The following is a 6,345-nucleotide window of genomic DNA, read 5'->3' as shown; positions in this document are numbered from 1 at the left end:
GTGGGGGAACTGCTGCCGGAGGGGGCGTAGCGGGTAGCGCGTGGCGTAGCGGGAACCGCGGATGCGGGCCGCGGGGCCCCCGGGCGCGCCCCCCCCAACAACACCGCCCCGGGCCGCCCCCCCCCGCGCCCCGCCCCCCCGCGGCGGGGTTTTTTTTGGGGCCCCCTCACCTCCCTCCGGGGCCGTCCTCCCGCCTCCCCCCCCACCCCCGGGGCCCTTCTCGTTTACAGGGTCGTGGCGCTCACACGTTCGCCCCCTCGATGGCCCGCTTGTGGTCGCTGACGTCGAACGGCTGTCGCTCCAGGAGAAACGGGGCCGTGGCTGGGCGCGTCGAGCGATGCAGGCGGTGCCGCTGTCGGCCGACTCCCGTGGCACGATCGACATGGCAGCCCCCGCCGACGGGGCGTTCCTCTACGTACAGAACGGAACGACCGGCAACATCGACGGATTCCGGGTCGCGGCCAACGGCGAGCTGACCCTGGTCACCAGGGCCACTGAAGGCCTGCCGAAGTTCTCCGCGGAGAAGGGTGGCATGGAGGGCATCGTCGCCGCGTGACCAGCACGTGGAGGCGCTGAGCGTTCGTCGCCCGGGCGTGCAGGACCTGCGGTCCGGCGCTCGCACGAGCAGCTCGCCGTGCAGACGCCTGTAGCCCCAGGTGTGGATTCTCCCTCGCCAGACGCAGCACCAGAATCCGGATGGAGTGCACCGTACGAGGTCGACCAGGTCGCTTGCGGGGACTCGGGCACCGGCAAGTCACACCTGTTGATTGGGCTGGGCACCGCAGCCGCGTTGGCCGGCCAACGAGTCCGCTACATCACGGCCGCATCCTTGGTGAACGAGCTGGTGGAAGCGGCAGACGACAAGCAGCTCGGCAAGACCATCGCCCGCTGCGGAGGCGTCGACCTTCTCGAAATCGATGAGCTGGGCTATCGCGAACTGGCCACCGTGGCGCGGAAATGCTCTTCCAGGTCTCACTACGCGTGACGAGAAGAGCAGCATCGCGATCGCTTCCAACGAGGCTTTCACGGGCTGGAGCAGGACCTTCGCCGATCCACGGCTTTGCGCGGCCTGGTGGTGGCCGGGCCACGGCCGTACGCCCTGAGGCTGGACGAACTGCGTGCTCTGCCCCAGCACGAGGTGGAGCTGCCGATCTCCTGCGTGGAGAGCTGGAGCAAGTCGACGCGCTGGACACTGGCTCTTCGCGCTGGTGGCCGTGGTCGCGGTGATGTTGCTGTGGGCGGTGTGCGGGGGATCGCCCGCAGAGGGCGGCCACCTCGTGAGGAGCGTGACCCGTTCCGGGCCTCCCCTTACAGGTGTCTTACGCGTTCCCGGCGGGGCCGCGGGCCGCCCGGCGGCCTCCTACGGTGACCGCATGAGATCCCTCCGTGCCCTTCGTACGATCGCGCCGGTGACGGCCGCTCCGCTGCTGCTCGCCACCGCCGGTCTGGTGCATCCCCGGCATCTGACAGCGGCGACAGCCGGCCACTGGGCCGGACTGCACATCGCCCTGCTGCCCGTCTTCCCCTTCCTGGCGGTGGGCTTGTTGGTCCCGCTGTGGGGGCGGCCGCACCGGAACGGGGAAGGGGCTCTGACGGTGCTCGCCTGGGCAGGATGTCTCTGTTATGCCACGTACTACTCCGGGCTCGACGCGGTGGCGGGGATCTCCGCAGGGACGGTGGTGGACCATGGTGTCCACGGGGCGGCCGGGGGGCTGTTCCGAACTGGGGACGAGTTGGGCCGGGTGGGCGTGCACGCGTTGGCCGTGGCCGCTGTCGCCACGTGCGCGGCGCTCTGGCGCCGGCATGGGGCACGGGTGCTGCCGGGCACCGTGGTCCTGCTGGCCGCCTGCTGGTCGTTCTTGGACAGTCACATCTTCTGGCCCCGGGGGGTGTTCACGATGCTCGGCTTCGCCGTGGGCTTCGTCCTGCTGACGCTGGCTGCTCCCCGGAGCGGAAAGACCGTGTCCACAGCCGGTTCGAAGACGATCTGTCCCGGACTTCCTCGTAGAGGACTTGGGCAAGGAACGCGACCAGGCTGGTCTCGCCACTCGTGACAGCACGCGAAGGGGGGCCGCTCGAGGAGCGTAAGGTTGGCGCTCATCGTCCCCTCGTCGGTGTAGATGAGCAGTCCGGTGCAGTCGGCCGCCGGGCCGAGGGGCGGGTCGAGCTCCTCCTCGCCGCGGAAGACCTTCCAGTCGGTCATCCGCCAGCTGCCGGAGAGCCGGGTACGCACCGAGGTCGTCATGCCGTCCCCTCCGCTCACATCGGGGGTGCGACGAACAGTCCGTGGTCGACGTCGTTCTGCGAGCGGGCTGCGACGAACTCGTTCATGTTGTTCGCGGTGCCCCACACGTCGGAGTTGGCGGGATCGCGCACGTCGTAGAGGTGCGGGTGCCAGGTGTCCTCGTCGATCGTCTCGACCTCGGTGGTGTACTCGACGGTGTTTCCCGCCTTGTCGAGGAAGTAGCTGAACGAGTTGTCCCCGGCGAGGTGCCGCCCAGGGCCCCAGAGCCGCTCGTAGCCCAGGCGGTGCAGGCGGCCGCTGCCGCGCATGAACTCGTCGATGCCGCGCATCTCGAACGAGGCGTGGTGGAAGGCGGCGTGCGGGCCGCGAACGAAGCCGAAGCTGTGGTGGAAGGTGTTGCACCGCAGGAACCACATGATCTCGCGGTCGCCGATGCACATCGTGTCGGTCAGCCGGAATCCGAGGTGGTCGGTGTACCAGCGGACGGTTGCCTCCGGCGTCGGCGTGTTCATCAGCACGTGCGAGAGTTTCACCGGGACGGGCTCGCGCGCCTCGATCCTCCGGTGCTTGCGCACCGCGACGTCCGCGGAGACTTCGACGACACGTCCCTCGTTGTCGAAGAACCGGACGCCGTAGCCGCCGCCTGGAGTGTCCATCACGCGGGGCTCGTGTACCAGCCGCACGCCCTGGGCGATCAGCCGCTCGGCGAGGGTGTCCACGTCGGCGGGGATGGGGGCGCCGAACGCGATGAGGTCGGTGCGCTTCTGGCCGTCCTGGCGGAGGCGGACGACGTACTGCTCGGGCGAGCCCTCAGCGGCGAGGAAGGAGACTCCCGAGTCGTGGGCCGTCTCTGTCAGCCCCCAGGTCTCCTGGTAGAACGCGCGCTGTTCGGCGAAGTTCGGCATCGCGATGTCGACGTGCCGCAGGTGGGTGATCAGGGGTGCGACGGTGTTGGTGGTCATGTCAGTTTCCTTCTTTCGCTGTCGGGCCGAGCCGGTCGGCCAGCCAGTCGGCGATGGTGGGCAGGACCGGGCCGGAGCCCATGTGTCCGCCGGGGAAGAGCCGGGCGGTCTTCGGATCGCCGTGCTCGAGGGCGAGGTGGATGTCGGCGGCGGCGTTCTGCTGGTCGTCCTTGCCGTTGACCAGCAGCAGCGGGCACGACTCGCGGTCCAGGACCCCCTGGTCGAGCAGGGAGAGCTCGGGGCAGCGCACGACGTAGTCGGCGAAGGTGCTGCCGCCGAAGATGCGGGCGCGGGCCGGCATGAGGTCCATCAGGTAGGACGAGGCGTGCCGGGACTTCTCCTGCCACTCGGGCTGGAACGTCAGGTGCACTCCGCCGCCCCAGTTGACCGCGGCGGCGAGGCGTTCGCGGTGCGTGTGTGCCAGTTTCATCGCCCAGTAGCCGCCGAAGGACAGGCCGAGGGCTGCGATCCGGTCACCGTCGAGGTCGTCCCTGCCCTGCAGCCAGTCGAAGACGGGGTCCCACTGGCGTTCCGCATCCGGCCCTGCCAGCACCGGGGACTGGCCGACGCCCGGCTTATCGAGGTGCACCGTGGCGAAGCCGCGCTCACGCAGCAGCCGGCCGCGGGCGTAGCTCTCCTTCTTCCACACGTCGATGCCGCCCCACATCAACACCACCGGCGGCCTGGCCGAGCCGCCGGGCGGCCGGGCGACCAGGAACGTGACGGAGTCGCCCTCGCCCTCGCGCCCTTCGAACGGGACGCTCACCCGCTCGACCGGGGTGTCCTCCAGCTCGCAGACCCGGGCGAAGTAGGTTCGGGCCTGCTCGTATGCGGCCAGCTTGGCGGGATGGAGGGGGGAGGGGTACCGGCCGAGGAACGCGAACTGGTAGGCCTGCCACCAGTTCTCCAGCGCGGCGCGCCGGTCGCCGTCGGCCTCGGCACGCTCGGCGGCAGCCGCGAACTCCGTCGCGCCGCCGAGCCAGTGCTTGGCCCACCGGACCGGGTCGAGGCCGGGCAGCGTCTCAATGTATTGGGCGGCCGCAGCCTCGCCGATGGCGTTGAACGGGTTGCGCCGCTCCGCGAGATGCGTGCGCAGCCACGCCTTCGCTTCGGGCGGGGACGGGGCGTCCTGTGGGGAGTCTGCTGCGACGTCGTGCTGCGTGACGCCGTGTTGTGCGTCTGTTGGGGACAACTCAACCTCCTGTGTCATACCGGCTCGTGTCACGCCGGCTGCGCCATCTGCCGATGGCAGGCGTCGATGAGCTGGTGCGAGTCGCGGTGCCGCTGTTCCTGCTCAAGGCGGGAGATCGCCACTGAGGCCTTCACCAGGACCGAGCACCGCTCCCAGCGGCGGTCGGTGAACGACTCGAGGGCCTTCGGCACGTCCTGCTGCCGGTCCAGCTCCTCGGCGAGGATCAGGCCGTCTTCGATGGCGAGGGCGGCGCCGCTGATCATCTGAGGCGAGGGCGCGTGCGCGGCGTCGCCGATCACGACGCTGCTGCCGTGGGACCACGGCGCATCGACGATCACGGTCTGCACCGGCCGCCGGACCACCGAACCGGAGCGTGCGACCAGCGGCCGGAACTCGGCCACCCGTCCGGCGAACGACGCCAGCAGTTCGGCCATCCGCTCCGCGAGTTCGGAATCCGGCAGCACGTCGGGCCGCACCCCGTTCTCGGTGAGGAAGACGTAGGCCTGGGTCGCGGAGATCGGCATGAGTCCCGTCTGGTGGCCGATGCTCGCGTAGGTGTGGATCCCGGTGGCCCAGTCGGGGCGCGGCACGAGCGCCCGCCACACCATCTGGCCGTGGTAGTCGACCGGGGCGGTGCAACCGGTGAGGTCGCGGACAGTCGAGCGGATACCGTCGGCACCCACCAGCAGGTCGACGGTGCGCGTCGTGCCGTCGGTCAGCTCGGCATGCACCTGTCCGGCCTGCTGTGCCAGTCGGGAGACGCTGAGCCCGTAGCGGATCCGCACCCCGAGCCGCAGCGCCGCCGTGTGCAGGATGCGGTGCAGCTCCGGGCGCGCGATCCCCGCCATGGCGGGGCGGTCCTCGCCGAGCAGGCAGGGGAGCGCGACCGGGGCCACCGCTCCATGCGCGTCGGTGTTGGTGATCATGCGCATGCCGTATCCGGCGGTGAGGCACTGGTCGGCCAGCCCGAGCTGGTCGAGCGCGCGGAGCGAGGGGCCGGTCAGGCTCAGCCCCCAGCCGACGGTGGCTCCCTCGGTGCTCGTCTCGACGACCTCGACGAGCCATCCCCGCCGGGCCAGGGCGCTCGCCGCCGTCAGTCCCGCGATGCCGGCGCCGACGATCAGCGCCGACCGGACGTCGTCTGTGTTCTCCATGGGTCCAGTCCTCCTTGGCGAATTGCCCGGCCAAGGTAGGTAGGCGACGGCGGGGACCAAGTCCGGTTCGGGCGGGTCTTGTCCGGTTCCGGCAACGGGTCCGGGATCGGATACCGGACGCCGGAACCGGACCGGGAGTCCGCGGCCGCCTGCCTAGCGTGTGCGGCACAACCAAGGGAGGGGACGATGCACGGGACGACCATCGATCCGACCGCGCCGCCGGGTGACACCGACGCCCCGTACGACGTCGTGCTGATCGGGTACGGCCCGGTCGGCCAGACCCTGACGGCGCTGCTCGGGCAGGCTGGCCACCGCGTCGCGGTCCTCGAACGCTGGCCCCGGCTGTACGGCAGGGCGCGCGCCGGGCACGTCGACCACGAGATCATGCGAATATTCCAGTCTCTCGGCGTGGCCGAGCGGGTCGCGCGGGACATGTTCCGCGCCACCAAGTACGAGTTCCGTAACGCGGCGGGCGAGACCCTGCTGACCTTCGACTGGGACGCCGAGGGCATCTCCGGCTGGCCCTCCGACTACTTCATGTACCAGCCGTCGGTCGAGGACGCGCTCGACGCGGCGGTGCGGGCGCTGCCCAATCTCTCGGTACACCAGGGCTGGGAGGCCACCGAGTTCACCCAGCAACGGGGACCACGTCGAGGTCACCGTGCGTGAGAGCGCCGGCTCCCGCGCCCGGGACACTATAACCCGCCCGCGGACCCCGTCGTTCCGGGGGCGGTAAAAGGTGGGTCGACGGCGCGCAAAACCACGACCGCGCCCCGCTTTGCACAGCCCCGA

At 70.5% G+C, this 6,345-nt stretch carries 6 protein-coding genes and 3 pseudogenes; 4 read left to right on the top strand and 5 right to left on the bottom strand.

Annotation, left to right across the window (positions count from 1 at the left end):
- The first annotated feature begins 271 nt into the window (after window positions 1-271).
- Entirely contained in the window at window positions 272-556 is a 285-nt protein-coding gene (locus ACFXB5_RS50420; RefSeq protein WP_385222025.1) for a hypothetical protein, read from the top strand.
- Between the two features lie 63 nt (window positions 557-619).
- Here the strand turns inward: ACFXB5_RS50420 and ACFXB5_RS50415 are convergent.
- Window positions 620-731 (bottom strand): annotated as a pseudogene (locus tag ACFXB5_RS50415) (integrase); the annotation flags it as partial.
- A gap of 2 nt (window positions 732-733) precedes the next feature.
- Between ACFXB5_RS50415 and ACFXB5_RS50410 the strand changes: the two are divergent.
- Window positions 734-1,070 (top strand): annotated as a pseudogene (locus ACFXB5_RS50410) (ATP-binding protein); the annotation flags it as partial.
- A gap of 303 nt (window positions 1,071-1,373) precedes the next feature.
- The gene (locus tag ACFXB5_RS50405; RefSeq protein ID WP_385222019.1) at window positions 1,374-2,054 is read left to right on the top strand and encodes a hypothetical protein; all 681 of its coding nucleotides are present in this window, start codon (window positions 1,374-1,376) and stop codon (window positions 2,052-2,054) included.
- A gap of 53 nt (window positions 2,055-2,107) precedes the next feature.
- Here the strand turns inward: ACFXB5_RS50405 and ACFXB5_RS50400 are convergent.
- The 4 genes and pseudogenes from ACFXB5_RS50400 to ACFXB5_RS50385 form a co-directional block, all read right to left on the bottom strand.
- Window positions 2,108-2,203: pseudogene (locus ACFXB5_RS50400) on the bottom strand (hypothetical protein); the annotation flags it as partial.
- 56 nt (window positions 2,204-2,259) lie between these two features.
- Window positions 2,260-3,207: a VOC family protein gene (locus ACFXB5_RS50395; protein ID WP_385222016.1), complete on the bottom strand. Its 948-nt coding sequence runs from the start codon at window positions 3,205-3,207 to the stop codon at window positions 2,260-2,262.
- Window position 3,208: 1 nt separating this feature from the next.
- The gene (locus ACFXB5_RS50390) at window positions 3,209-4,399 is read right to left on the bottom strand and encodes an alpha/beta hydrolase family protein (protein ID WP_385222013.1); all 1,191 of its coding nucleotides are present in this window, start codon (window positions 4,397-4,399) and stop codon (window positions 3,209-3,211) included.
- A 29-nt stretch (window positions 4,400-4,428) separates the two neighbouring features.
- Entirely contained in the window at window positions 4,429-5,553 is a 1,125-nt protein-coding gene (locus ACFXB5_RS50385; RefSeq protein WP_385222011.1) for an FAD-dependent monooxygenase, read from the bottom strand.
- A 186-nt stretch (window positions 5,554-5,739) separates the two neighbouring features.
- Here ACFXB5_RS50385 and ACFXB5_RS50380 point away from each other — a divergent pair, with 186 nt between their 5' ends.
- On the top strand, window positions 5,740-6,222 hold the full coding sequence (locus ACFXB5_RS50380) for an FAD-dependent monooxygenase (protein ID WP_385222008.1): 483 nt from the start codon (window positions 5,740-5,742) through the stop codon (window positions 6,220-6,222).
- The last annotated feature ends 123 nt before the right edge of the window (window positions 6,223-6,345 follow it).

The sequence above is a fragment of the Streptomyces sp. NPDC059455 genome (assembly GCF_042750115.1).
Lineage (GTDB): Bacteria > Actinomycetota > Actinomycetes > Streptomycetales > Streptomycetaceae > Streptomyces > Streptomyces endocoffeicus.
This window is presented reverse-complemented; position numbering and strand designations above follow the sequence as displayed.